The following is a 23,206-nucleotide window of genomic DNA, read 5'->3' as shown; positions in this document are numbered from 1 at the left end:
TTAATGCTGTCGGTGTATTAGTTTCTGTCACAATGCGAACCTCACTTTTAATTAGACCTTTGGTTTAAAACTCCTATACAATTTTAATAATTGTGTTACCTTTAATCAAATATTATAACCTATCTTTTCTATTCTTTTTCCTGCCTGAACCGTTTATGCTTCTTTTATCGGCATTTTTAATCACATTTACATCTTGTGCTTTCCTATTGTGCCGAATTTTCATTGCAGCGAAATATAAAGTAAAATAGATAAAAAGTAAGACTTAGGGACTGAGGGGGACCAGATTTGGATTTTGTTTTTTTAGGCACTGGAGCAGGAGTTCCTGCAAAGGGAAGAAATGTAACAAGCATAGCTTTGCAGCTTTTAGAAGAAAGGGGTGCTGTCTGGCTGTTTGACTGCGGAGAAGCAACTCAGCACCAAATACTTAGCACACCTGTAAAACCTCGTAAAATAGAAAAAATATTTATTACTCATTTGCATGGTGACCATATTTTTGGTCTTCCTGGATTTCTAGGCAGCCGATCTTTCCAGGGCGGAACAAGCGAGCTTATCATCTATGGTCCTAAAGGTATTTCAGAATTTATCCATACTAGCCTTAGAATGAGCGAAACTCACCTGAAATATCCTTTAAAAGTGATTGAAATAGAGGAAGGCATTGTATTTGAAGATCATCAGTTTACGGTTGAAGCAAAACTGCTGGAGCATGCGCTGCCTACATATGGCTTTCGAATAACAGAACAAGACCGACCGGGTATGCTAAAAGCCGAAAAGCTGAGAGAAGATGGGATTTCACCTGGTCCCCTTTATCGAAAACTTAAACAGGGAGAGACCGTTCATTTGGAGGACGGCCGGATCCTAAACGGAGCTGATTATCTGGACGAGCCCCAAAAAGGCCGGATTATCACGATTCTTGGAGATACGAGATTATGTGAGAATGCAGCGATCCTGGCCAAAAATGCAGACTATCTCGTTCACGAGGCTACTTTTGCCGCTGAGGAAGAAAGGATGGCACATGATTACTGGCACTCCACAACGAGACAAGCGGCTTTTACAGCAAAAAAAGCAGGAGCTCAAAATCTCATTCTGACGCATATCAGTTCAAGATATACTAATGAGGCTGCTAAACAGCTTTTAATAGAAGCAAAAGAAATTTTTCCCCGTACAATGATAGCGGAGGATTTAATGATGGTGAAAATCCTGTTAAACCCGCAGGAGAGAAAGCAAAGTGAATAAAAGAATTTATCTTGTCCGCCATGCTAAGGCTCAGGGCCAGCCTTTTGAATCTCCTCTTACAGAACTCGGGAACCGGCAGGCGGAAAAACTGGTTCAATTTTTTGCCTCTAGATCTGTAGACCGTATTATCTCGAGTCCGTTTATTAGAGCGATTAACACGATAAAACCTTTATCACTGGAAAGAGGAATCCAGGTAGAAATCGACGAACGCCTATCAGAACGGGTTCTTAGCTCAGCTATGTTTGAAAATTGGCAGGAGCTTTTAAAGGCAAGCTTTTTAGATATGGAAAGTAAATTAGAAGGCGGTGAGTCGAACCGTTCCGGCTTAAACCGAATACAATCGCTGTTAGACGAAATATTGGTCTCCCAAGACGAATCCATTATTCTTGTGAGCCATGGTAATCTAAGCACGCTTCTGCTTCACCATTTCGATAAAAGATACGGCTTTGACGAGCTAATGAAAATGACCAATCCCGATATATTTGAAATTAGCATCAGTGGTGATTCGGCTGAAATCATAAGAATTTGGCGTGAATCAGCAGAGACCTAAATAACGAAGCAGGGAGCTTGGGGTAAGTTTTTACTTACCCTTTTTTTCTGCGGGCAATAACCATTCAATGGCCGAAATTAATCGAGCCTAGCGCTTTGTGAATGAATCTGTTCACTCAAATTTTCTCCCAATTCCTTTGACTGCCTGGATGCTTCCTTGATACATGAGATGACGGCATCATAAACTCCCAGCTGATCCAGCACTTTAATTCCAGCTTCAGTTGTTCCACCCGGACTTGTTACTTCCTTCCTCAAAAGCTGTGGAGACTTTGAGCTGGTTTGCAGCATTTCAGCAGCTCCGATCAGCGTTTGGATTGTCAGCTCTTTAGCGGTATGATCTTCCAGTCCAATCTCTTGTGCCGATTTCATCATGGCCTCTGCAAGATAATAGATATAAGCTGGTCCACTGCCTGAAAGGCCTGTTACTGCATCTAGCTGCTGTTCCTCCACAATAGCCACTAGGCCTATGGATTGAAATATATTCATCACAGCTGAGAGCTGCTGTTCGCTTACTAGTTCATTCACAGCTATCGCTGTAGCCGATTTTCCAATAGCCGCCGATGTATTTGGCATGGCCCTTATAATAGCCGTTTTTCTGCCTATAATTTTCTCGATACAGGCCATAGATACTCCGGCAGCGACTGAAATAATCAGCATGTTGTCCGTAATACAATCCTTCGCTGCTGACAAAGCCGATATTACATCCTTTGGTTTTACGGCAAGGACGGCTATGTCTGCCTGCGTCAGAAGCTCCTCCATCCGCCGGGCTGGGGTGATGCCAAATTCCTTCTGTAAAAATTCCAGTCGATCTCGATCACTTTTGTTAATCACATAAATGTGCGGAGGATTTAAAATGCCCTTCGCTGTTATTCCTGAAATAATTGCTTCAGCCATAGAACCCCCGCCAATAAATGCAAGCTTATTCATAATAAATCCTCCTTTTTTAGCAGAACGGACAGCCTCGCTTTAGACTTAATAACAAACACCCCTGACCTAATATCCCAGCAAAGGCACTCACCCGGCTGGCGTTCGCGGCACATGTTTTAAGGGTTTAGCCCTGGTCCTCGGTTCGGCCTCTTAGTTTTAATAAAAATAAAAAACCTTTCATCCTCTGGAAAAAGGACGAAAGGTTTGCTTCCGTGGTACCACCCTTGTTCATCTCGCCAGCTCTAAGCTGATTAGATGCACTCTTATCCGGTAACGTCGGATGTAACGATAGGTTTTCCTAAAGGCTCATAAGGTAGGTTCAATGAAAAAGGGGACCATGAAGCTTTTCAGCCGGTGAGCTTCACTCTCTTTTGCCGTATTTCATTTACTGGTCTTATTCATTGCCGATCAATGTGTAAGATTTAAATGTGATTATGCACGAGAGACAGGCTATATGTCAATGTAAAGTTTTTTAAATAGTTAAAAAATAAAATGTACGTTATAGGAATATAATGACAAGTCTGGTCCAAAACGTTAAACTGATGATATTAACTTTTTCTTTTACAAATGAAAATATACTTATATCTATATAAATATAACTTTAAGGGAGACCGTACTATGTCTCAATTCAGAAGTGACATCATTAAACTCACACTTCCTACTCCTTTCGCAGTTGGGGATGTGCATGCCTATCTGTTAAAAGGTGACGTCTTAACACTGGTGGATACCGGAACTAAAACGGAAAAATCCCGGCAGGCACTAGAATTAGGATTGAAAATGGAAGGCTATCAGCTTAGCGATATAGAACAAGTTTTAATCACACACCATCATCCGGATCATGCAGGAGGGGTTGATTTTCTCTCTCCTGATCTTCCTTTTATAGGGCATGCTAATAACCAGCGCTGGCTTACATTAAGTGAGGAATTCCTGCAGGAGCATGATGAGTTTTTTTATTCATTATCCAAAACGCTTGGAGTACCTTCAGAATTTATCGGGTTTATCAAGTATCTGCGCCATTCCTTAAAATACTCATCTGCCAGGGTACTTAGCAGCTGCTTGCAGGATGGCGAGGCGGTTCCGGGGCATCCGGGCTGGCGGGTCATTGAAACACTGGGCCATGCACAGAGCCATATTTCTCTATATAGAGAAAGCGATGGAAGGATGATTGGGGGGGACCACCTGCTTGCCAAAATTTCTCCTAACCCTTTGCTCGAACCGCCTTTAGTCAAAGGGGAAGAGAGGCCAAAATCTCTCCTTCAATATAACCAGTCTATAAAAGAACTGTATGACCTTCCGATATCTCTTGTATATCCAGGACACGGAGAGAACATAACCGATGTTCAGGAACTGATAAGCAGAAACCTGAACCGTCAGCATGAGAGAGCTATGAATGTAAAGGAAATGATAAAAACTAAACCGTCCACTGCCTTTGAAATCTGTACTAAATTGTTTCCAAAGGTATTCATGAAAGAACCGGGCCTTACTCTTTCTGAAACTATCGGCCAGCTTGATTATCTGCTCGATCGAGAAGAAATTCGATTGGAAGAAACGGATACGGGTATCATATACACATTGAATAATCGCGGCCAGGAGTGAAATAAATGTCGGACCATTTAAGAGATAAATATGTAGCGGTCACTGGAGCTTCCGGTGGAATAGGCCGGGAAATCGCATTAAAGGCTGCGGAAAGAGGGGCACACCTTATTTTGCTTGCCAGGAGCGAGGAAAGACTGAAACAGCTGAGACAGGAAATTATCACCCGATATCGTGTCGAGGCCTATGTGTACAAACTCGATGTTGGTGATCTCCCGCAGGTAGAAAAAGTTTTTACCAGGGTGCTCTCCGAGGTTGGACGAATTGATATACTTGTAAACAATGCTGGATTTGGAGTATTCAAGGACGCTCATGAAACGGATCTAGAGGAAGCAAGAACCATGTTTGATGTAAATGTTCTGGGGCTCGCTGCCTGTACGAAAATGGTACTTCCTCATATGAAAGTCCGGAAGTCAGGTCATATCATTAACATTGCCTCTCAGGCAGGAAAGATTGCCTCACCAAAATCGAGCATCTATTCAGCGACGAAACATGCGGTATTAGGCTACACGAACAGTCTTCGCCTGGAACTCGCTGATGATCGTATATTTGTTACCAGCGTTAATCCAGGGCCGATTGCTACCAATTTTTTCGCGATTGCCGATGAATCAGGAACCTATGTCAAAAACGTTCAACGTTTCATGCTCAAGCCTGATTTTGTCGCAGAAAAAGTGGTCAACTCCATGCTTACCAAAAAACGGGAAATTAATCTCCCAGGATGGATGAATCTGGGCAGCATCTTTTTTTCACTTTTTCCAAAAACTTTTGAACGAGTGGGAAAGAAGTTTATTTTTAAGAAATAATGTTTAGCAGAACGAATAAGAGTTTTAGTAGTTTCAAAAAGCCGAGCACAAGCCTCAAAGGTAAGCATAAACCCCTAGGGATAATCATTAATCTCTGCAAATAAGCATTGATAATCATAAAACTCTAAAAGATAAGCGTAAACTAGAAAAAGATAATCATAAAATCCAAAAACATAAGCATAAATTTGCTAAAGCCAAGCATAAATCTCCAAAATTCAGCTAGAAGGCTATATGTGGACAGTTATCTTGCAGACAAAAAATTGCTCGGTGCCTATTTCGCTAAAGAAATAGGCTTATTTTTATGGTTTTGAAAGATTTATACAGAATTTCACATAAAAATAAGGATGGCAAGGACTATTATAGTAATTAATATCACAGGCAATCCTACCAACGTTACAAATCTCCATTTCCCTTTTCCTGCAAGAGCAAATACAAGCGATATGCCTGAGAACATCAGAATCATATTCGTACCCTGTTGTCCATTAAGATGAAAAATCCGGCCCCCATAAAACCAAAACAACAGAGTTAAGGCGAAAAACATCACTGATAGGATACTGAAACTTTCTCTAATCATGACCTCCCCCTCTCACTTATTAAGGATTATTTTACCATATGAAGCACAACGGTTATGAAACAGTATGATTAAAAAAGAAAAATATACCATTTTTTCATGCTTTCGCTTATAATTTTAAAAATTAAAGAATTGAACTATACAAGCGTAACTTCTATATTCATCTGCTGCCAGCACATACATTCGGCTAGGGAAGTCGCTGGCTGTTGAATCAATCCGGCTTGGTATCCAGCTGCAAATAAGCCGTTCCTGCTTGGCCCCTGAATGTATGAGCGCACTCACTAAGGCCGAGGTGTATGGCAGACATAATTAGCTGTGTCTTGCTATAAGAAAGAGAAGGTGAAAATAATGCCAGATATCCAAATCAAAAGCTTCAGATGGGTTGGAAATGAGGCTCAGTTCCTCGACCAGCCTGATGTAATAGAGTACGAAGGAATTCTGATCGGACGCTATGGAGGCAATTCTGTAGCCGGCGGCAGAAAGAATGAGGATGGCTGTCTCGTCTGGTGCAGTGCAGAAGGAGATTGGGAGTTTTCAGCTATTCTGGATGGACATAATTCTGCTGAAAGTGTTCAGCTCGTTCTGAGGACCCTGTGGCAGAGAAAAGAGCTGATCTTTGATGCTCTCTCACAGCCTCTTAGCAAATGCTTCAACATACTCGAAACAACCATTCTAGAAATCTTCCAGAACCCTGAGCTCCTCCAGGCCTGCAGGGCAGTCCAGGGAGAGACAAACTGCCTCTTAACGGCGAGAAAAGGTAAATTTCTCTGGTGGTTCTCTATTGGTGATAATCTTCTCTATTTATTTCATGAAGAGCTGGCTGCCTTTGGCCAGTACGAGCTGATTCAGCGCAGTTTCTATGAGTGGGTTGGTTATGTGAACACGTTTGAACTAGAAGTACCATGCTATTCAACAGGAAGAAAAGAGCTGAGAAAGGGGGTAAACCAGATTCTATTAGCAACAGATGGGCTGGTTGAATGCCCGGGGAAACCTTATCAGAATCCTAAGTCTGTAAAAGCAGCCTTTTCCCGGCATTCTAGTCTAAAAGAAGGGATGCAGGAACTCCTGAATACGGTCCATCAAAACCAGGGCACTGATAGTTCCACGATTGTCTCCTGGATAGTAGACATCGATAAGGCGGCATCTTACGCCAGCGACCAGTTTAAGAAGAAGTCCGTTTCAAGTTGAAACGGACTTTTTTCGTCTAATTTCCCCCTTATCAGACAAAAATGGTCATGAATGTGCCCATTCAGCTTATATATGAGCCGCAGCCGCTGATCAGGAATTATAGATGGTATCAGCGGTCTTATCCCGATGATGACGAGCATAGGATTTATCTCCAGAGTAATTACTTTAAAAAGCCAAAAAAATTGTTTCTGCAATTCAATAAGGTTCGTGTTCTAAATAAAAACGGACTCAATGTTGTGTTCGACCCAAAAACGGGGAAATTAATAAAGGCACCTCGTGATGGCATAATTACTGGTGTTGAAACATCCGGAGAAGAATTTATTCTGAAACTTCATATGAAACATAGAGTCATCGGCACCACCACCGCGTCTGAACGCAGACGGTATGAATATGGCGAAGGAAGGAATCGGCATTGAGGGCCTTAGGGCGATGGGTTCATTGAGCCTTCCTATCCCTCTGACCCTGAAAAACTGGTCCCGGCTCTGTTACGATCCCATTGAAGGATTACCCCGCGTATCTCAAAGACTCTGTAAAAATTAGAATTAAATAATTAACGCCAGCCCTCCTGCCGCAGGAGGGTTTTCTAGTTCTAAAGAACTGGTTTTTTTAACCAGTTAGCCCTTATTGTTGAAAATTGCAAGTAAATTTCCATTGAATACGAACGTGTATTCGTTTAAGATTATGGGTATAATAACTTACGAACATATATTCTGGTATTTAGTGGAGGAAAAAGACATGGTCGATTACAGCACATTGCCTGAGCATTCTATATTGTGCGTAGATATGAAGAGCTTTTATGCGAGCTGCTCGGCCGTCATGCTCGGCCTTGATCCACTAACTTGCCATCTTGCGGTAGTGGGCGATGTTAATCGTACCGGGAGCGTAGTGCTCGCAGCGTCCCCCAGAATGAAGGAGGAATTTGGAATTAAAACAGGCTCCAGGATGTTTGAAATTCCGAATGATCCTCGCATACAAGTGGTTGAGCCGAAGATGGGTACCTACCTGCGGATTTCAACGGAAATTACCCGGCTGTTTCACCGGTATGTTCCGAAGGAAGCCATTCATACATACAGTGTCGATGAAAGTTTTTTAAAAGTGGATGGGGCTTTGCCGCTGTGGGGAGATGCTTATACAATTGCTAAAAAAATTAAGGATGAAATTGAACGGGAGTTTCAGCTGCCATGCGCGATAGGGATAGGGCCGAACCTGCTCCTTTCAAAGCTGTGCCTGGACATTGAAGCAAAGAAGAAAGGGATTGCCGAGTGGAAGTATGAAGATGTGCAGCAAAAGCTATGGCCGCTTTCCCCGCTAAGTGAAATGTGGGGAATCGGAAGGCGCATGCAGAAAAACTTGAATGCAATGGGCATTTTTACAATAGGCCAGCTGGCGAATTACAGTCTGGAAAAGCTGGAAGCGAAGTTCGGCATTATGGGAAATCAGCTTTACTATCACGCGTGGGGTATCGATTTATCCGACATTGGGGCCCCTATTATGGAAGGGCAGATCAGCTTCGGAAAAAGCCAGATTCTTCTTAGGGATTACAAGGAAGAGAAGGAAATCAAGCACGTGATTCTGGAAATGTGCGAGGAGGTTGCGAGACGGGCGAGGTCGCACAGGAAAGCAGGGAGAACGGTAAGCTTTGGGGTCGGCTACAGCCAGGACGAATTCGGCGGCGGATTTCACCGGTCCCGCACCGTTGAGGAGCCAACCAACATTACAATGGATTTATACCGAATCTGCCTTGAACTTTTTAAAGAAAATTATAGCGGCAAAACAGTGAGGCAGATATCGATTGCACTTTCCAACATTGTAGACGATAAGGAAATGCAGCTGACACTGTTTGATCCAAACCGCTGGAAAAAAAGGGAGCTTGGATATACGGTGGATTCTCTCCGGAGGAAGTTTGGGTCGAAATCACTCCTGCGTGCGGTTTCTTATACTGAAGCAGGTACAGCTGTGTATCGAAGTAAACTTCTCGGCGGACATAAGGCGTAAATGAAAATCAGGGAGGAAATACAATGATTCGCGATCGAGGAAGAATAAAATGGACGTCGATGATGCTGCCTGAACATGTTAAACTGCTCCGGGACTGGGCACATGAGGACACATATGAACATCAGATCGAGCCGGACGAACAGCAAATGGAACATATGAATGGTATTATCGGCGAAGCCATGGAGCAGGGGAAGGATGTAACCATTACCTACTATGCAAATCATCGCCACAACCTATTAATCGGCTCTATTCATTATTATAATGATTGGGAGAAAAAACTGCATGTGGTCGATCGGTTCAGCGATCCTCACTATCTGCGTCTGGCTGAAATTGTTGATGTCCAGTTTGCGGATGAATAAAAGACACTAATGGTCATCTCCTCAGGAGCCAGCCCGTACCCCGTTAGGGTGGCGGATAATTTTATCAGCATGGAGAAATTCCTGAATTGAAAAAGAAGGCTGCCCGCGGCTGGTCTTCTGCTGCAGAAGCCGGGAACTTTTCTTGAAAAGAGAAGTGCTGGCCATGCTTCCTAATATGGCCATTAAATCATTGGCATACAGCTTATGGAGGACTGTATAAATGAAAGGACTAAAAACTGCTTCGGCAAAAATAAACCTCTTTACTTCAGAACGAGTAAATGCATAAAAGACAATCTTCCTGGTTCTATAGTTCAATGTCAGACGCCCCCTTTGCCGGCAAAAGTTCATTTATTAACATATGCCTGCTTTCCTAACCAGATGATGCATTTACAAAAAAAGAAGCTGAGAGCTCAGCTTCTTTTTAAGACGCTATTTGTCCTCAGAGGGTTTTGGAGCGCGGACAACAGAATTAAATTTTCCTTTGTGGGAAGCATCGCAGTAAGGAAGATTACTTGACAGGCCGCAGCGGCACAAAGAGAAGGCCGGCTTCGCTGGAAACACATTCCCCTCCATATCGATTAACTCAACATCGCCAGTTACACGAAAACCGCCATTATCCATAACCTTAATTTGCACCTTTGACACAAACATCCACCCTTTCCAAAAATGTTAGTATAAATTCTATCCTATCTTAAGTCTTGTTCATTTGAAATCCTTTTCTCAGGTGTTACTATATACAATAGTAAAAAGTAATTAGACAGGGTCCTCTCTAAATAAACCCTGAATGAAGGAGTTTTTAATATGCAGATTGAGTGGACAATGGAAGCGGAAAAAAAGCTGGCCGAAAAAATCGGAGGCAAATCAGGATTCCTTAAATTAAAGTATGATACCGACGGATGCGGCTGTGTGGTAAGCGGAGTTACTGCCTTATGGCTTGAAACGGAAATTTCACCTGGTGAAGAGGAAGTCGAGACAAATGCAGGTCCGTTATATATAGAAAAATCAAAAGCTATTTTCCTGGATGACAGGATGCAGATAAGCTTTGTAGAAACTAGTAATTGTTTCAAGCTGACAAGTCCTAACCAAATTATAAATCCTCGATTAAGCTTTCTGGATTATACACGTTAACAAGGGAGGAGCCGGCTGTAAATTACAGCCGGCTCCTTACTCAATCCAGGACATATTCATGTAGAAAGTCGTCAATGGTTTGTTCATATTCTTTCTGATTTTCATTGTAGGATTGGGCATGAGCCCCATTCTCGGCAATGAAGAGCTTTTTCGGCCCTTTTTTAGCTTCATACAGTGCTGAGCTCATGTCCGGGAGAATGAAGGTATCTGCTGCACTGTGAATGAATAGAATCGGTTTTTTTATGTTTTCAATGTGTTTAATAGGAGAAACTTCTTTAATAGAATATCGATCACGCATCTTCAGAAATAACCTGCCAATAGGAAGGATCATCCACGACAGAAGTGGAACTTCTTTCTTCAAATTATGCTTTAGCTGTTCAGTAAAGTCGGAAAAAGGACAATCTGCAATATAAAAATCCGCCTTGTCCTCCATCATTCCTGCGTAAAGAAGGGCTGTAACAGCACCCATAGATTCCCCATGAACTCCAACGATAATATCTGGTCCTTCTCGTTCAAGCAATTCAGTAATAATAGTATCCAGGTCGAATTTTTCATAATGGCCGTAACTGCTTGTAACGCCGCCGGATTCACCATGTCTGCGATGATCATAAATCACGGCATTAAAGCCGCGGTTTAAAAACAAGTTCATATATTTAATCGAATTTATTTTGCTTTCTGTGACACCATGGCAAAAGACCATCCATTTGCTGCTTTTGTGAGGGTGGACAAAGACACAATGTAAGGAATACCCGAAAGAGGAAGGAATGGACACAGATGTTTTCGGGAGAGATTCATAATCCGCTGCGATGTACCTCTTTGCTCTGGCCTCCCTGTCGCGTATAAATGCATCGTCTTTCTTTTTCATATACATCACACGGCTGGAGAAATATAAACCAATTCCCATAATATAAGAAAGGGCACTGAATAAAGCAATCCACCATTTTTTCGTCTTTTTCATAAAGGCCTCCAACTGGAAATAATTACTAGTCTATTTTACCATATAAGAGCATGCCAAGAGCAAATGTTGATATAGAAATTCTCATGAGAATGCAGGCCAGGGAGGGCTGCCTCTCTAAGTAAGGTGAATAGGGCTTAGGGAAAAATCATGATATACTTAAGGAAGTAAGAGGGGGAATTTACATGAAGAAAAAATCAAAAAACCATAAATCAGACCAAACATATAAACGTAAAGAAACCGATGATACTAAGATGACGCTTGGCGATTTTATTAACCAGGATATGCTGTCAAAGCTTAAGGAAGCACAGAATGAGCTGACCCAAAAAGAGCTTTTGGCAAAAGAGCAGGAAGAGCTGCGTAAAAAAGAAGAAAGAAAACAACGTGAAAAAAATAAAAGCTTTGAAGATCTGCTTAATGAAAGCACAACCGATTGGCGCAAGTTTAAATAAGAGTTTGAAGGGATAAATGAAGCCACCCTTAACGGGTGGCTTGATTTTTTCTATTCACTTCTGTGTTCTGCATAAATGTCCGCTTTGCTGATGGCTTTAATCCCGCGCAATTCAGCTTCGTTTAAAGGCTTGCCATTAGCGGCCTTTACGTTTTCCTTAAGCTGGTCCACGGAACTTGCTCCAGGAATACATGAAGCTACCGAACTATGTGCCAGAATATATTGTAAGGCAACCTCGTTCAGCGAACGGTCCGGAAAGAGAGTATTCAATTCATTCAGCGTTCGCTGAAGCTCTTCAAAGCTATAGTAAAGATAGCCATTCTGCTTGATTTTCTCTGAAGCTTTGTCCAGCATTTTGTTCGTTAAAAGGCCTTTGGCAACCGGGCCGCGTGCTATTAAGCTTATTTGTTTTTGTTCGTATAAAGGCATTAACTCTTCAGGGCGCCTGTCCAAAATACTATATTGCATCATATTGGAGGTGAGGCCGGGCGCAATGTCTGCGAACCTGTGGATTACATTAGGCCTGATGGACGAAATGCCATAGTAACGAATATAGCCTTCTTTTTTCAGCTCCTCAAACGCCTCTATGGTTTCCTCGGCATCGTCTTCGATGGTTCCTCCATGCAGCTGATATAGATCAATATAATCGGTCTGAAGACGCTGCAGACTGTCTTTAACTGCACCCTTAATATAGGCCTTTGTAGGATCCCAGGTCCAGCCATCCCGCTCTTTATTCCATTTGTTGCCCACCTTAGTGGCAATAACCACTTGATCGCGGACAGGCTTTAAAGCTTTGCCGACTATCGTTTCATTTTCTCCTGCGTCATATAAATCTGCTGTATCAAAATAATTGATTCCTTCATCTAATGCGGTTTGAATAATTCTGCCTGCCTCATGATCATCAGTTCCCAGTGACATACAGCCAAGACCGATTTTGCTCACATATAAATCAGATGTGCCAATTCTGCGAGTTTCCACAATTCAACGCCCCTTTGCCAAAAAAATGAGTATATAATGTACAGCTCCATGCTGAGACCCTCGAGTCATAAGCCAATCAGTCTATGGAAAGAAAATCGTTTTCGACAGCCTGCTCGCCTTATGCTTGCCGGTGTCTGCTTTTCAACGAATTAACGGGTTACAATTAGTTTCTGCCTCATTCAGCTTAATAGTGATTATATTCGAAAAGCACCGTCCTTCGCTTTTCTAGTTGTCCAGCTCCAAGCTGAGACCCTCGAGTCATAAGCCAATCAGTCCATGAGAAGATAAAGCGCTTCTCATGGTCTGCACGTCTTATGCTGTTCGGGTCTCTGCCTTCCTTTTGAGTAAGTTTTCTAAATATACTTCCGTTGCCATTGAGCTTATAATATATTGTTCAGGAAGGCACCGCTTTCCGCTTATTCTAGTTGTCCAGCTCCGAACTGACACCTTCGGTCATAAGCCAATCGCCATCAAAAGGCAAGTGCGGCCTTTCGCTGCCGTTTTCTTACGCCTTTCAGGTGTCTGCCTTTCAACATAGTATTGTTTTCTGAAAGAGTTGGAAATACATTCTGCATCATATTTCTTCCCATTGAAAGGCACCGTTCTGTGCTTTTCGGTGTTGTCCAGCTCCGGACGGACACCCTCGAGTCATAAGTCAATCAGTCTATGGAAAGAAAAATCGTTTTCAACAGCCTGCTCGCCTTATGCTTGCCGGGTGTCTGCTTTTCAACGAATTAACGGATTACAATCAGTTTCTGCGTCAGCTTAAAAGTGATTATATTTGAAATGCACCGTCCTTCGCTTTTCTAGTTGTCGAGCTCCAAGCTGAGACCCTCGAGTATAAGCCAATCAGTCCATGAGAAGATAAAGCGCTTCTCATGGTCTGCTCGTCTTATGCTGTTCGGGTCTCTGCCTTCCTTTTGAGTAAGTTTTCTAAATATACTTCCGTTGCCATTGAGCTTATAATAATTTGTTCAGGAAGGCACCGCTTTCCGCTTTTCTATGTATACCCAATATTTTAGCTTACACGGTAAGAATCCTCAAATAATTGGGAAATATATCATGAGGGCCGTGTGTGTTGGAAACTACTATTTAATCCGTTTTATTGGCGGTTTACCATCAGGTGTATGAAGGGAGTTTATCCAATCTATCATTAAATGATGGGTTCGAGAATATTCAAGCAGTTTTCGTTTTATTTCCCAGGCTTTGCCGGTCAGGATAATGCTCTTATCAGCTACAAAAACCTTCATACAACGACCTCCAATCTAATTATGATAAAATGTATGAACAAGCAATAGGTTAATAGAACTTAGGAGTGTAAATGATAATGAAAAATTTAGAAGAGAAAACGCTGGCCACGAAACATATTTTTTCTGGAAGAATTGTGTCCCTTCAAGTGGACGAAGTACAATTGCCCGATGGGAAAAAAAGCACGAGAGAAATTGTGAAACATCCTGGTGCAGTAGCTATTATTGCCATTACACCAGAAAATAAAATCGTTCTCGTAGAACAATATCGCAAGCCTATGGAAAGAACTCTGGTAGAAATTCCGGCAGGGAAGCTGGAAAAAGGGGAAGATCCGCTATCCACCGCAATCAGGGAGCTGGAAGAGGAAACAGGCTATGAGTGTGAAAAGATGGAGTATTTAACCGGTTTTTATACTTCACCTGGCTTCGCTGATGAGCTTATTCATGTGTACCTTGCTACCGGATTAAAAAAGAAGGAAAACGCTGCTTCACTAGATGAAGACGAGTTTGTAGAACTCCTTGAAGTAACCTTAGAAGAAATGGTCAAGCTTATGAAAGAGCAAAAAATATATGATGCCAAGACGGTCTATGCCATTCAATATTTGCAGCTTGAGGCAGCCGCCCCAAAAAAATGAACACCTATTATGCAGACCTGCATATTCATATAGGCAGAACAAGAAGCGGAAAAGCAGTGAAAATAACGGGAGCTAAATCATTAACCCTGGCCAATGTTCTTGAGACGGCTAACTATCGAAAAGGACTGAATTTAATAGGCATAATAGATTCCCATTCTCCTGAAGTTATTGAGGAAATGGAAGAAATGGTGTGCACAGGCGAACTGACAGAACTTAATGGCGGCGGACTAAAGTACAGGGATTTAGTGCTGATTCCCGGCTCTGAGATCGAAATATATGATAAAAATTGTAAAGGGCCCATTCATGTGCTGGCTTATTTCCCAAATTTAAAGGCAATGAAACAGTTTTCAGGCTGGATGGGGCGCCATTTAAAAAATATCCGCTTAAGCTCTCAAAGAATATATGTGAATGCAGTCATACTTCAGCAAAAAGTGAAGGAGCTGCAAGGCCTTTTTATACCAGCGCATGTGTTTACCCCTTTTAAGAGTTTATTTGGAAGAGGAGTTTCAAAAAGCCTTCAGGAGGTTTTTGATCCAGACTTAATAGATGGAATCGAACTGGGACTTAGTTCGGATACATTTATGGCTGAAGGGCTGAAAGAGTTAAATCCTTATGTGTTTATAACAAATTCTGATGCCCATTCTTTAGGAAAGATTGCCAGAGAGTATCAGGCACTCGAATTAGCCCAGCCAACGTTTAAAGAGTTAGCTTGGGCGCTTCAGGAAAAAGAGGGACGCAGGATTAAATCAAACTATGGTTTAAACCCGCTGCTTGGCAAATATCATGAGACGGTCTGCTCGAAATGCCAGGAAAAGATAACAGGGCAAGAAGAGAGTTGCGGCAGCTGCGGAGGCGTAACGTTTATTAAAGGAGTATCCAAAAGGATCCAGGAGTTAAAGGGCTATTTCCCAAACCCTGTTCCGAGAAAAAGGCCAGCATACATTCATCAGGTGCCATTAGAATTTATCCCGGGACTGGGACCTAAGCTAATGGAACGTCTTCTGGATGCTTTTGGCACAGAGATGGGCATTATCCATAGAGCATCTGCGGCCGACCTGCAGAAAGTGGTGCCGGAAAAGATTGCAGAATATATAGACCTTGCCAGGAAAGGGCAGCTCGTTATTGAAGCTGGGGGAGGAGGCCGATATGGAAAGGTAAGAGTCTTACATAAAAATAGAAAGTAAATAAAAGGAACAGAAGAAAGCGCCGGCTTTTTTCTGTTCCTTTTGTTATTGGCTGGCTATTTTGGAAAATACACATGTATCTCTTGGGTGTTTACCATCTGCACTTAAAGAATCGTTCCGCAGGATACCTTCTAATGTGAAGCCCAGCTTTTCCGGTATTTTTCGGCTGTCTATATTATCAGGATCACATCGTATCTCCACTCGCTTTGCCCTGTAGAATTCAAATGAAAATCTGGTTAAAGCCGATGCAGCTTCCGTTATATACCCTTTTTTAGCATAGCGGGAATCGACCCAGTACCCAATTTCAAATTTGGGAATGTCCCAGTTCATCCTGTGCAGCCCCGTGCTGCCAATAAATTGGTCATCTTCTTTCCGAAAGATATGAAGGCGGATGTCTTCTCTGGTAATAAATTTAGAAAACGATTTTCTGACTCCTTCTTCTACCTCATCGAGAGACATGTGTTTCTGCGCAAAGGGAAGCCACTGGCTGAGCTCTTTCTTAGAGGCTTGAATAGCTTCGAAAACCTTTTGTCCATCACCAGGCTGGCAGGGGCGTATGTATAGTCGCTCTGATTCAATTTTCTCCGGAAAGTCCAGCAATATAGCATTCATACTGTTTTCGCCTCCATCTGTAAATTGTTAGAAATTATATCACGGGATCTGTTCAGTGGACAGATATTTTTGAACAACTGCAGTCATAATTCCAAACATATTTTACATATAATCTATTAAGCTAATCGGGGGGAAGAAAAATGAAGAAAAAATCCGCAGTCACTTTTGCAGCCATTAATCATATCAAAGAACATTCCTCACTATATCTTTTTATAACAATTTTATTTTTAATGGGAGTCATATTTGGGGCGATTGTTGTAAATAGTTTAAGTTTTAGCCAGAAGGAAGACCTCTTCTACTACTTATCACAATTTTTTGGACAAGTTAAGCAGGGCAGGGTTGATACAATCGACGGCATCTTTTGGCAGACGGTTAATCATAATGTTAAATATGTAGGTTTGATTTGGATTCTGGGGATTTCCATTATTGGTCTGCCTATCATATTAATTTTACTGTTTTTAAAAGGAATGGTAGTAGGGTTCACCGTTGGCTTTTTAGTTAATCAAATGGGCTTCAACGGGTTCCTGCTTGCTTTTGTTTCCATTTTTCCGCAGAACATCATTATTGTGCCGGTATTTATTCTCATTACTACTCTGGCTCTCTCTCTTTCTATCAAAATAATCCGCAGGTTATTTATGAAGCAGCTAAGGGATCCTCTGAAGCCTGTTATTGTAAAATATTTTCTATCGTTTGCCTGTGCCGTAGCCGTGCTTTTAGCGGCAGGGGCCGTAGAAACCTATTTATCGCCTCAGCTTATGAAACATGTGGTCAGTCTGGTAGGGAGTGAATAATAGTTATTAATTAATAATAATTACAATAGCTTGTTTATAATAATTATATTTTGACACTCCTTCCTCATTTGTTATAATAAGAAAGACAGCGGCGAGGGAGGGAGAAAGTTATGGAAAGCAGGATAGAAAGAATAAAAAAACTGTTGCACTCGTCCAGTTATAAATTAACTCCTCAACGAGAAGCTACCGTCCGGGTTTTGCTTGAAAACGAAGAGGATCATTTAAGTGCAGAAGATGTGTACCTCCTAGTAAAAGAGAAGTCGCCGGAAATTGGATTGGCAACTGTATATCGGACACTTGAATTATTAACTGAACTAAAGATCGTTGACAAAATCAACTTTGGTGACGGAGTATCCCGCTATGACTTGAGACAAGAAGGAGCGGCTCATTTCCACCATCATTTGGTATGTATAGAATGCGGCGCTGTAGACGAAATCCAGGAAGATTTACTGGGTGAAGTAGAAACAGTTGTTGAGCGTGACTGGAATTTTAAGATTAAGGATCACAGGCTGACATTTCACGGTATCTGCCACAGATGCCAGGCGAAAATGGAGAATGCTGAAGATTCCCAATCTCCTATAAACATAACCTTATAATTAGGATCAGCCTTTTCCTCTTTTTTGGAAAAGGTTTATTAGTATGAATTTTAATTAGGCTAAGGGCACCGTTCTCAGGTATAAATCTTGTCTGTCTGGGCATAGATTGAATTAGTATAAGAACGGAGGGCTGTCCTATGAAGTATTCTGCCAATTTAATTTTTCATACGGCGAAGGTATTTATATTATTTGTTAGTTTCACGATGCTCTTTTATTTCGGTATGATCTGGCTCAACCAGGAATATGAAGATTACCATCGGTATGATGAACCAAAAGGGACAGCAATAAAGGTATCAAACTCAGTTCAATCTTCTGAAGGAAATTGGTTTGACCGGCTGCTGCTGTTCTATAAGAATGGGGAGTAAAATGAATGCAGGACCAAGTACGAGACTTTCTTCATTTTCTTACAGTGGAAAAGGGGCTCTCACATAATACGATCATCTCCTATGAACGAGATTTAAAGTCTTATTTGAAATTCCTAGTAAATGTGGAACAGATACAAGATTGGAACAGCTGTCAGCGCGCTGGCATCATCCACTTTCTGTCACATTTAAAAGGGCAGGGGAAGTCATCCAAAACTCTTGCACGTCACATCGCCTCCATTCGTTCTTTTCACCAATTTTTGCTCAGGGAAAAAGCGGCAGACCACGATCCTTCTGTACATATTGAAAGTCCTCAAGCCGAAAGAAGTCTGCCAAAGGTGCTGAGTATGGAAGAAGTGGAGGCGCTGCTCGGTGCCCCAAAGACTAACAGTCCATTAGGCCTCCGGGACAAAGCCATGCTCGAAGTTCTATATGCGACTGGTATGCGTGTGAGCGAACTGATCTCACTAGAGCTGACGGATGTACATGCATCCATGGGGTTTGTGAGATGCATAGGAAAAGGAAATAAAGAAAGAATCATTCCAATCGGACAGGCTGCACTTCAAGCGATTGATGTTTATCTCAATAAGGGGCGCCCATTGCTCGTGAAAAAGAAAAACAAAAATGATTCGCTCTTTTTAAATCATCATGGCAGCAAGCTCACAAGGCAGGGTTATTGGAAAATACTAAAAAAACTAGCACAGGAAGCGAAGATTGAGAAAGAGCTTACACCTCATACTCTAAGGCATTCCTTTGCAACTCATCTGCTGATCAATGGGGCCGACCTCAGGGCGGTCCAGGAAATGCTCGGCCACGCTGACATTTCAACCACCCAGATTTATACGCATGTTACCAATGTCAGGCTGAAAGATGTATATACGAAATTTCATCCAAGGGCATAGTTTAATAGACTTTAAGAGCAAGCAGCCGATAATGTTCGGCTGCTTTTTTCTATACTAAATACTTTAAAGCCAGGGCTATGAACGATTGAGAGGAGTCATGAACCAGGAAGTTCTGGCTGGGAATGAAATAAAAGCGGACTATTTTATAAATTTTTGATTGTCCTATACACCTGCCTTCGTATAAAATGAGGTTGTCAGACTTCTGACTTTTTACATAATCTAATCGGTTAAATTACAATCCTGTGGGTAACATACAAGTAAAATACGAAAGATGTTTAACAGATTTGGAGGAGATTGTATGGAACAAAACAAAAAATTCAAACGGGTCTTTTTGGTTGTCATGGATTCGGTTGGTATTGGCGAGGCTCCGGACGCTAAAAGGTTCGGTGATGAAGGTGCTGATACACTGGGGCATATTGCTGAGCGGATGAATGGTCTAAACATGCCTGTCATGGCAGAGCTTGGACTTTCTAATATCAAAGCGATCCAGGGTATTCAAAAAGCGGAAAATCCAAAAGCCTACTTTACAAAGATGAAGGAAGCTTCTAATGGAAAAGATACTATGACCGGGCATTGGGAAATCATGGGCCTTCATATACAAACGCCGTTTCAAGTTTTTCCTGAAGGCTTTCCTGCAGAGCTTATTCAGGAGCTGGAAGCACGAACAGGAAGAAAAATCATTGGGAACAAGCCTGCAAGCGGCACGGAAATTCTAGATGAACTTGGGAAAGAGCATATGGAAACAGGAGCGTTAATCGTGTATACATCAGCGGACTCTGTATTGCAAATTGCAGCGCATGAAGACATTGTGTCCCTTGATGAATTGTATAAGATTTGTAAAATAGCACGTGAGATGACATTAAAAGAAGAATATATGGTGGGAAGGGTCATCGCAAGACCATTTGTCGGCGAGCCGGATCACTTTAAACGGACTCCAAATCGGCATGATTATGCACTTAAGCCGTTCGGCCGCACAGTGATGAATGAATTAAAGGATGCAGGGCTGGATGTACTTTCGATTGGGAAAATATCTGATATCTATGATGGGGAAGGAATTACAGACTCCTTTAGGACCACCTCTAACATGGATGGCATGGATAAATTAAATCATACACTTGATATGGATTTTACCGGTTTAAGCTTTTTGAATCTGGTTGATTTTGATGCCGCTTTCGGCCATAGGCGTGATCCAATTGGATACGGAAAAGCGCTTGAGGAATTCGATGCCAGGCTGCCAGAGGTATTAGGAAAAATGAAGGATGACGACCTGCTTATTATTACGGCAGACCATGGCAATGACCCAGTGCATCCTGGAACAGACCATACACGTGAGTATGTTCCTTTAATCGTTCATTATAAGGGGATACAGAAAGGGAAGGAGCTTTCAGTCAAAGAAACTTTTGCTGATATAGGGGCAACGATTGCGGATAATTTTAATGTGAATCTGCCCGAGCATGGCAAGAGTTTCTTAGCTGAAATCCAGGGAGAGGAGAAATAAACCATGTATGAAAAATTAAACGAGGCAGCCGATTATTTAAAACAAAAATTTCAGGATGCCCCTGTCATCGGTCTTATTTTAGGATCAGGACTTGGCGTTCTTGCTAATGAAATTGAAAATGAAGTGAAAATTCCATACGAAGAAATTCCTAATTTTCCGGTGTCTACTGTTGAGGGGCATGCAGGCCAGCTGGTTTATGGCGACTTGTCCGGAAAGAAAGTAATAGCCATGCAGGGCAGATTTCATTTTTATGAAGGATATACGATGGACCAGGTTACTTTTCCAGTCCGCGTTATGAAGCTATTGGGTGTAGAAAAGATCATTGTTACAAATGCTGCAGGAGGAGTCAACGAAAGCTTTGAAGCAGGAGATTTAATGATCATAACAGATCATATAAATTTCACAGGGACGAACCCTTTAATCGGTCCTAATGATAATAAATTCGGCGTTAGATTTCCGGATATGTCTGAAGCATATTCCAAAGAATATCAGCATATAGCTAAAAAGGCTGCTGCTAGCCTGGGTCTTTCTATAAAAGAAGGCATCTATGCGGGTCTGTCAGGACCAACATATGAAACTCCTGCTGAAGTGAGAATGGTCCGGGTTCTTGGAGGAGACGCTGTAGGAATGTCTACGGTGCCGGAGGTTATTGTGGCCCGTCATTCCGGCATTTCCGTGCTGGGTATTTCTTGTATAACCAATATGGCAGCGGGAATTCTAGATCAGCCTCTTTCACACGATGAAGTAATAGAAACTACTGAAAAAGTAAAATCTAGCTTCCTGAACCTGATTAAAGAAATTGTTAAAGAACTTCCTTAATTTTCAGCGGCTGTCATCTTTCAGCAATACTATTAATAGCAGTTTAAATAATTAAAAGTGGTGATTTTAGTGAGAATGGTCGATTTAATTGAAAAGAAACGAGATGGCGGAGAACTTTCTGCCGAAGAAATCCAATTTATCATTAACGGATATACAGATGGTTCTATTCCTGACTATCAAATGAGTGCCTTGTCCATGGCTATTTATTTTAAAGATATGACCCATCAGGAAAGAGCGGACCTCACTATGGCGATGGTTCAATCAGGTGACCAGATTGATTTGTCTCCAATTAAGGGAATAAAAGTGGATAAACACAGTACTGGCGGTGTAGGTGACACAACTACACTTGTGCTAGGACCTCTTGTAGCGGCACTGGGTGTTCCGGTGGCAAAAATGTCAGGACGCGGCCTAGGGCATACAGGGGGCACAATAGATAAATTAGAATCTGTTGCCGGCTTCCATGTTGAAATAGAAAATCAAGAATTTATTGATCTTGTTAATAAAAATCGAATTGCTGTGATCGGCCAAAGCGGAAATCTTACTCCTGCAGACAAGAAATTATACGCTTTACGTGATGTAACCGCTACGGTAGACAGCATTCCGCTGATTGCCGGCTCCATCATGTCAAAGAAAATTGCAGCAGGGGCTGACGCGATTGTTTTAGATGTTAAAACAGGTGCTGGAGCATTTATGAAAACGCTTGAAGATTCACGGGCCTTAGCAAGTGCTATGGTAAGCATCGGAAACAATGTAGGCAGAAAAACGATGGCTGTTATTTCGGACATGAGCCAGCCGCTGGGATATGCGATTGGAAATGCTTTAGAAGTGAAAGAAGCCATTGATACGCTGAAAGGCGAGGGTCCTGAAGACTTAACGGAACTCTGTCTGACATTAGGAAGCCATATGGTGGTTCTTGCGGAGAAGGCGGATTCCTTAGAAGAAGCAAGAGAAAAACTGGTCCAAACAATGAAGGATGGTTCAGGACTTCAAACATTCAAGACGTTTCTCGAATCACAGGGCGGCGATTCTTCTGTTGTCGACCAGCCTGAGAAACTTCCGCAGGCAAAATATATGATAGAAGTAGAGGCACAGGAAGATGGTTATGTCTCAGAAATGACAGCAGATGAAATCGGTACAGCCGCAATGCTTCTCGGAGCAGGAAGAGCTACTAAAGAATCTGAAATCGATTTGGCAGTAGGCCTTATGCTCAATAAGAAGATAGGTGATCGTGTTGAGAAAGGTGACTCTCTTGTTACCGTTCACAGTAACTTTGAAGACATCAGCAAGGTTAAAAGCCTGCTGCTTGAGAATATAAAACTAACAAAACATCCAGTACAAAAACCAGTGCTTGTTTATGAGGAAATTACAATTTAAATAGAAGGCTCCTTCACAGACTGCTGTGGAGGAGCCTTTTTAAACCTTGGAGACAATTTGTTTGGTCTTGAAATTCAGGGATGCCTTAAAAGCTTCCATTTACCCCTCGTAAATTTTTTTCCCCATAAAGCTGCAATTATCCCTCGTAAAGCTTATCAGCTCACCATGATAGCGAATACTAAAACCTTCCAATTCCATATTTAGCAATAAAACCTACATTAATAAGCTAAAAAGTCCCGCTGTTTAACGCTTTTTTCTAAAAGATCATTATTTTTCACGGCTAAAGTACTGATAAACAGTTTTTCCAAACCTCCGATGTGAGTATATCAACAGACCTTCCGGTAAAAGAAATAATTCTTCCGCTCCTGCCTGGTTTCTTGTATAAAACTGGATAATATGGAAAAAATGAAGGCTGTTAGTTAAAATTCATAGGTTCTCGAAAATTCCAATCGATAA

At 41.9% G+C, this 23,206-nt stretch carries 27 protein-coding genes; 19 read left to right on the top strand and 8 right to left on the bottom strand.

Translation table 11 applies throughout. From position 1 onward, the window contains the following. Window positions 1-285 precede the first annotated feature (285 nt). Window positions 286-1,233, top strand: coding sequence for a ribonuclease Z (rnz, locus tag JOC77_RS12705; RefSeq protein WP_204543918.1), 948 nt, complete (start codon window positions 286-288; stop codon window positions 1,231-1,233). After that, window positions 1,226-1,783 carry a histidine phosphatase family protein gene (locus JOC77_RS12700; protein WP_204543917.1) on the top strand — a complete coding sequence of 186 codons (558 nt, stop codon included), beginning with the start codon at window positions 1,226-1,228 and terminating at the stop codon, window positions 1,781-1,783. Before rnz ends, JOC77_RS12700 begins: the two co-directional genes overlap by 8 nt. 77 nt (window positions 1,784-1,860) lie before the next feature. Here the strand turns inward: JOC77_RS12700 and proC are convergent, their stop codons facing one another. Next, window positions 1,861-2,709 carry a pyrroline-5-carboxylate reductase gene (gene proC, locus JOC77_RS12695; RefSeq protein WP_204543916.1) on the bottom strand — a complete coding sequence of 283 codons (849 nt, stop codon included), beginning with the start codon at window positions 2,707-2,709 and terminating at the stop codon, window positions 1,861-1,863. Window positions 2,710-3,327: 618 nt separating this feature from the next. Here proC and JOC77_RS12690 point away from each other — a divergent pair. Beyond that, complete coding sequence (locus JOC77_RS12690) at window positions 3,328-4,305, top strand: MBL fold metallo-hydrolase (RefSeq protein WP_204543915.1); 978 nt, start codon at window positions 3,328-3,330, stop codon at window positions 4,303-4,305. 5 nt (window positions 4,306-4,310) lie between these two features. Then, entirely contained in the window at window positions 4,311-5,105 is a 795-nt protein-coding gene (locus tag JOC77_RS12685; RefSeq protein WP_204543914.1) for an SDR family NAD(P)-dependent oxidoreductase, read from the top strand. A 328-nt stretch (window positions 5,106-5,433) separates the two neighbouring features. Here JOC77_RS12685 and JOC77_RS12680 read toward each other — a convergent pair whose 3' ends face one another. After that, window positions 5,434-5,679: a hypothetical protein gene (locus JOC77_RS12680; RefSeq protein ID WP_204543913.1), complete on the bottom strand. Its 246-nt coding sequence runs from the start codon at window positions 5,677-5,679 to the stop codon at window positions 5,434-5,436. Between the two features lie 345 nt (window positions 5,680-6,024). Here JOC77_RS12680 and JOC77_RS12675 point away from each other — a divergent pair, with 345 nt between their 5' ends. From JOC77_RS12675 to JOC77_RS12660, 4 genes are all read left to right on the top strand, one after another. Continuing rightward, complete coding sequence (locus JOC77_RS12675) at window positions 6,025-6,864, top strand: PP2C family serine/threonine-protein phosphatase (RefSeq protein WP_204543912.1); 840 nt, start codon at window positions 6,025-6,027, stop codon at window positions 6,862-6,864. A 53-nt stretch (window positions 6,865-6,917) separates the two neighbouring features. Then, window positions 6,918-7,280 carry a hypothetical protein gene (locus tag JOC77_RS12670; protein WP_204543911.1) on the top strand — a complete coding sequence of 121 codons (363 nt, stop codon included), beginning with the start codon at window positions 6,918-6,920 and terminating at the stop codon, window positions 7,278-7,280. Between the two features lie 319 nt (window positions 7,281-7,599). Further along, window positions 7,600-8,859, top strand: coding sequence for a Y-family DNA polymerase (locus JOC77_RS12665; protein ID WP_204543910.1), 1,260 nt, complete (start codon window positions 7,600-7,602; stop codon window positions 8,857-8,859). 23 nt (window positions 8,860-8,882) lie between these two features. Then, window positions 8,883-9,218, top strand: a complete 336-nt coding sequence (locus JOC77_RS12660) for a YolD-like family protein (protein ID WP_204543909.1) — start codon at window positions 8,883-8,885, stop codon at window positions 9,216-9,218. Between the two features lie 21 nt (window positions 9,219-9,239). Here JOC77_RS12660 and JOC77_RS12655 read toward each other — a convergent pair whose 3' ends face one another. Then, window positions 9,240-9,533, bottom strand: coding sequence for a hypothetical protein (locus JOC77_RS12655; RefSeq protein ID WP_204543908.1), 294 nt, complete (start codon window positions 9,531-9,533; stop codon window positions 9,240-9,242). Between the two features lie 114 nt (window positions 9,534-9,647). Beyond that, window positions 9,648-9,839: a CDGSH iron-sulfur domain-containing protein gene (locus JOC77_RS12650; protein WP_377337293.1), complete on the bottom strand. Its 192-nt coding sequence runs from the start codon at window positions 9,837-9,839 to the stop codon at window positions 9,648-9,650. A 180-nt stretch (window positions 9,840-10,019) separates the two neighbouring features. Between JOC77_RS12650 and JOC77_RS12645 the strand changes: the two genes are divergently transcribed. Further along, the gene (locus JOC77_RS12645) at window positions 10,020-10,346 is read left to right on the top strand and encodes an iron-sulfur cluster biosynthesis family protein (protein ID WP_204543906.1); all 327 of its coding nucleotides are present in this window, start codon (window positions 10,020-10,022) and stop codon (window positions 10,344-10,346) included. Window positions 10,347-10,386: 40 nt separating this feature from the next. Here JOC77_RS12645 and JOC77_RS12640 read toward each other — a convergent pair whose 3' ends face one another. Continuing rightward, window positions 10,387-11,304 (bottom strand): alpha/beta hydrolase, encoded by a 918-nt coding sequence (locus JOC77_RS12640; RefSeq protein ID WP_204543905.1) that lies wholly within the window; start codon window positions 11,302-11,304, stop codon window positions 10,387-10,389. A gap of 182 nt (window positions 11,305-11,486) precedes the next feature. On the opposite strand from JOC77_RS12640, the gene JOC77_RS12635 reads away from it, so the two are divergent. Further along, window positions 11,487-11,753 carry a YqkE family protein gene (locus JOC77_RS12635; protein WP_204543904.1) on the top strand — a complete coding sequence of 89 codons (267 nt, stop codon included), beginning with the start codon at window positions 11,487-11,489 and terminating at the stop codon, window positions 11,751-11,753. Window positions 11,754-11,803: 50 nt separating this feature from the next. Here JOC77_RS12635 and JOC77_RS12630 read toward each other — a convergent pair whose 3' ends face one another. Then, window positions 11,804-12,730, bottom strand: coding sequence for an aldo/keto reductase (locus JOC77_RS12630; RefSeq protein ID WP_204543903.1), 927 nt, complete (start codon window positions 12,728-12,730; stop codon window positions 11,804-11,806). Window positions 12,731-13,818: 1,088 nt separating this feature from the next. Continuing rightward, window positions 13,819-13,980: a Z-ring formation inhibitor MciZ gene (gene mciZ / locus JOC77_RS12625; protein ID WP_204543902.1), complete on the bottom strand. Its 162-nt coding sequence runs from the start codon at window positions 13,978-13,980 to the stop codon at window positions 13,819-13,821. 77 nt (window positions 13,981-14,057) lie between these two features. Here mciZ and JOC77_RS12620 point away from each other — a divergent pair, with 77 nt between their 5' ends. Then, on the top strand, window positions 14,058-14,612 hold the full coding sequence (locus JOC77_RS12620; RefSeq protein ID WP_204543894.1) for an NUDIX hydrolase: 555 nt from the start codon (window positions 14,058-14,060) through the stop codon (window positions 14,610-14,612). Next, window positions 14,609-15,796: an endonuclease Q family protein gene (locus JOC77_RS12615; protein ID WP_204543892.1), complete on the top strand. Its 1,188-nt coding sequence runs from the start codon at window positions 14,609-14,611 to the stop codon at window positions 15,794-15,796. The genes JOC77_RS12620 and JOC77_RS12615 overlap by 4 nt, the downstream gene beginning before the upstream one ends. Window positions 15,797-15,841: 45 nt before the next feature. Here JOC77_RS12615 and JOC77_RS12610 read toward each other — a convergent pair whose 3' ends face one another. Then, window positions 15,842-16,408 carry a GNAT family N-acetyltransferase gene (locus JOC77_RS12610; protein ID WP_204543890.1) on the bottom strand — a complete coding sequence of 189 codons (567 nt, stop codon included), beginning with the start codon at window positions 16,406-16,408 and terminating at the stop codon, window positions 15,842-15,844. Window positions 16,409-16,548: 140 nt separating this feature from the next. Here JOC77_RS12610 and spoIIM point away from each other — a divergent pair, with 140 nt between their 5' ends. The 7 genes from spoIIM to JOC77_RS12575 all read left to right on the top strand — a co-directional run bounded on the left by spoIIM (window position 16,549) and on the right by JOC77_RS12575 (window position 22,750). Continuing rightward, window positions 16,549-17,199, top strand: a complete 651-nt coding sequence (gene spoIIM / locus JOC77_RS12605; RefSeq protein WP_204543887.1) for a stage II sporulation protein M — start codon at window positions 16,549-16,551, stop codon at window positions 17,197-17,199. Between the two features lie 110 nt (window positions 17,200-17,309). Continuing rightward, window positions 17,310-17,795: a ferric iron uptake transcriptional regulator gene (gene fur, locus JOC77_RS12600; protein WP_204543885.1), complete on the top strand. Its 486-nt coding sequence runs from the start codon at window positions 17,310-17,312 to the stop codon at window positions 17,793-17,795. Window positions 17,796-17,932: 137 nt separating this feature from the next. Continuing rightward, window positions 17,933-18,160, top strand: coding sequence for a YqzK family protein (locus JOC77_RS12595; protein ID WP_204543883.1), 228 nt, complete (start codon window positions 17,933-17,935; stop codon window positions 18,158-18,160). A gap of 5 nt (window positions 18,161-18,165) precedes the next feature. Further along, complete coding sequence (xerD, locus tag JOC77_RS12590; RefSeq protein WP_204543881.1) at window positions 18,166-19,059, top strand: site-specific tyrosine recombinase XerD; 894 nt, start codon at window positions 18,166-18,168, stop codon at window positions 19,057-19,059. Window positions 19,060-19,357: 298 nt separating this feature from the next. Further along, window positions 19,358-20,557 (top strand): phosphopentomutase, encoded by a 1,200-nt coding sequence (gene deoB / locus JOC77_RS12585; protein ID WP_204543879.1) that lies wholly within the window; start codon window positions 19,358-19,360, stop codon window positions 20,555-20,557. A 3-nt stretch (window positions 20,558-20,560) separates the two neighbouring features. Then, the gene (locus tag JOC77_RS12580; RefSeq protein ID WP_204543877.1) at window positions 20,561-21,376 is read left to right on the top strand and encodes a purine-nucleoside phosphorylase; all 816 of its coding nucleotides are present in this window, start codon (window positions 20,561-20,563) and stop codon (window positions 21,374-21,376) included. Between the two features lie 69 nt (window positions 21,377-21,445). Then, complete coding sequence (locus JOC77_RS12575; protein WP_204543875.1) at window positions 21,446-22,750, top strand: pyrimidine-nucleoside phosphorylase; 1,305 nt, start codon at window positions 21,446-21,448, stop codon at window positions 22,748-22,750. Window positions 22,751-23,206: the final 456 nt, after the last annotated feature.

This window comes from Peribacillus deserti, assembly GCF_016909175.1.
GTDB lineage: Bacteria > Bacillota > Bacilli > Bacillales > DSM-1321 > Paraperibacillus > Paraperibacillus deserti.
The sequence above is the reverse complement of the archived record's forward strand: the minus strand, read 5'-3'. Positions and strand labels throughout refer to the sequence as shown.

What these genes read in the sequence shown, in the direction of transcription:
- JOC77_RS12620 (WP_204543894.1), top strand. Translation starts at nt 14,058, where the DNA reads ATGAAAAATTTAGAAGAGAAAACGCTGGCCACGAAACATATTTTTTCT.
- fur (WP_204543885.1), top strand. Translation starts at nt 17,310, where the DNA reads ATGGAAAGCAGGATAGAAAGAATAAAAAAACTGTTGCACTCGTCCAGT.
- xerD (WP_204543881.1), top strand. Translation starts at nt 18,166, where the DNA reads ATGCAGGACCAAGTACGAGACTTTCTTCATTTTCTTACAGTGGAAAAG.
- JOC77_RS12645 (WP_204543906.1), top strand. Translation starts at nt 10,020, where the DNA reads ATGCAGATTGAGTGGACAATGGAAGCGGAAAAAAAGCTGGCCGAAAAA.
- JOC77_RS12660 (WP_204543909.1), top strand. Translation starts at nt 8,883, where the DNA reads ATGATTCGCGATCGAGGAAGAATAAAATGGACGTCGATGATGCTGCCT.
- JOC77_RS12680 (WP_204543913.1), bottom strand. Translation starts at nt 5,679, where the DNA reads ATGATTAGAGAAAGTTTCAGTATCCTATCAGTGATGTTTTTCGCCTTA.
- JOC77_RS12650 (WP_377337293.1), bottom strand. Translation starts at nt 9,839, where the DNA reads ATGGATAATGGCGGTTTTCGTGTAACTGGCGATGTTGAGTTAATCGAT.
- JOC77_RS12580 (WP_204543877.1), top strand. Translation starts at nt 20,561, where the DNA reads ATGTATGAAAAATTAAACGAGGCAGCCGATTATTTAAAACAAAAATTT.
- JOC77_RS12675 (WP_204543912.1), top strand. Translation starts at nt 6,025, where the DNA reads ATGCCAGATATCCAAATCAAAAGCTTCAGATGGGTTGGAAATGAGGCT.
- JOC77_RS12640 (WP_204543905.1), bottom strand. Translation starts at nt 11,304, where the DNA reads ATGAAAAAGACGAAAAAATGGTGGATTGCTTTATTCAGTGCCCTTTCT.
- JOC77_RS12690 (WP_204543915.1), top strand. Translation starts at nt 3,328, where the DNA reads ATGTCTCAATTCAGAAGTGACATCATTAAACTCACACTTCCTACTCCT.
- proC (WP_204543916.1), bottom strand. Translation starts at nt 2,709, where the DNA reads ATGAATAAGCTTGCATTTATTGGCGGGGGTTCTATGGCTGAAGCAATT.
- deoB (WP_204543879.1), top strand. Translation starts at nt 19,358, where the DNA reads ATGGAACAAAACAAAAAATTCAAACGGGTCTTTTTGGTTGTCATGGAT.
- JOC77_RS12665 (WP_204543910.1), top strand. Translation starts at nt 7,600, where the DNA reads ATGGTCGATTACAGCACATTGCCTGAGCATTCTATATTGTGCGTAGAT.
- JOC77_RS12610 (WP_204543890.1), bottom strand. Translation starts at nt 16,408, where the DNA reads ATGAATGCTATATTGCTGGACTTTCCGGAGAAAATTGAATCAGAGCGA.
- spoIIM (WP_204543887.1), top strand. Translation starts at nt 16,549, where the DNA reads ATGAAGAAAAAATCCGCAGTCACTTTTGCAGCCATTAATCATATCAAA.
- mciZ (WP_204543902.1), bottom strand. Translation starts at nt 13,980, where the DNA reads ATGAAGGTTTTTGTAGCTGATAAGAGCATTATCCTGACCGGCAAAGCC.
- JOC77_RS12615 (WP_204543892.1), top strand. Translation starts at nt 14,609, where the DNA reads ATGAACACCTATTATGCAGACCTGCATATTCATATAGGCAGAACAAGA.
- JOC77_RS12685 (WP_204543914.1), top strand. Translation starts at nt 4,311, where the DNA reads ATGTCGGACCATTTAAGAGATAAATATGTAGCGGTCACTGGAGCTTCC.
- JOC77_RS12595 (WP_204543883.1), top strand. Translation starts at nt 17,933, where the DNA reads ATGAAGTATTCTGCCAATTTAATTTTTCATACGGCGAAGGTATTTATA.
- JOC77_RS12635 (WP_204543904.1), top strand. Translation starts at nt 11,487, where the DNA reads ATGAAGAAAAAATCAAAAAACCATAAATCAGACCAAACATATAAACGT.